This window comes from Streptomyces sp. NRRL S-31, from assembly GCF_000718775.1.
Classification (GTDB): domain Bacteria; phylum Actinomycetota; class Actinomycetes; order Streptomycetales; family Streptomycetaceae; genus Streptomyces.
In genome coordinates this window covers 1-543 of the sequence record NZ_JOCB01000250.1, presented here as the reverse complement: position 1 = coordinate 543, position 543 = coordinate 1, and the positions used below count along the sequence as shown (strand labels likewise).

1 protein-coding gene is annotated in these 543 nt (G+C 65.4%); it reads right to left on the bottom strand.

Annotation, left to right across the window (positions count from 1 at the left end; all coding sequences use genetic code 11):
• The coding region (locus IF37_RS0138475) for an alpha-amylase family glycosyl hydrolase (protein ID WP_030754481.1) at positions 1-543 on the bottom strand (543 nt) is incomplete at both ends.

Genomic DNA, 543 nt, shown 5'->3' with positions numbered 1-543 from the left:
CGGCATCACGGGGAAGTGGAACGCCATGTGGCACTCGTCGCCGCCGGCCGCGTAGTCGCCGAAGTAGTCGACCACGTCCTCGGGCCACTGGTTCGCCTCGGCGAGGAGCACCTTGTCGGCGTACTGGGCGTCGATCTCCCTGCGCACCCGCTTCAGGAACCGGTGGGTGGCCGGCAGGTTCTCGCAGTTGGTGCCCTCCTGCTGGTACAGGTAGGGCACCGCGTCCAGCCGGAGCCCGTCGATGCCGAGGTCCAGCCAGAACTTCAGCGCGGAGATCATCTCCTCCTGCACGGCCGGGTTCTCGTAGTTCAGGTCCGGCTGGTGCGAGAAGAAGCGGTGCCAGTAGTACTGCTTGCGCACCGGGTCGTACGTCCAGTTGGAGACCTCGGTGTCGACGAAGATGATGCGGGCGTCCTGGTACTGCTTGTCGTCGTCGGCCCAGACGTAGTAGTCCCCGTAGGGGCCGTCGGGGTTCTTGCGGGACTCCTGGAACCACGGGTGCTGGTCGCTGGTGTGGTTCATGACGAAGTCGATGATCACGCG